Annotated in this window: 1 protein-coding gene; it reads right to left on the bottom strand. The window is 60.2% G+C overall.

Translation table 11 applies throughout. The features are described from left to right. Positions 1-204, bottom strand: a 204-nt coding sequence (locus SB717_RS39950; protein WP_410908915.1) for a M1 family aminopeptidase, incomplete at its 3' end; no start/stop codon positions are given. Between the last annotated feature and the right edge of the window lie 27 nt (positions 205-231).

A 231-nucleotide genomic window follows, 5' to 3' on the forward strand; every position in this document is an offset into this window, starting at 1 on the left:
GTCGAGCCAGTGCTGCCACAGATCGTTCAGCGGCTCCGGGCTGTGTTTGGCGGCCAGGCCGGTGAAGTCGGCCGACGTGACGGAGCTGTAGCGGTACTCCCTTGTCCATTCACGGAGAAGATCGAAGAAGTTGTTGTCGCCGAGTCGCTTTCGCAATGCGTGCAGAGTCAGTGCGCCGCGTTTGTAGACCCGGTCGTCGAACATGTTCTTGGGTCCTGGATCACCGATCAC

Origin of the sequence: Priestia sp. SIMBA_032 (assembly GCF_046535215.1) — a bacterium.
GTDB classification, from domain to species: domain Bacteria; phylum Bacillota; class Bacilli; order Bacillales; family Bacillaceae_H; genus Priestia; species Priestia aryabhattai.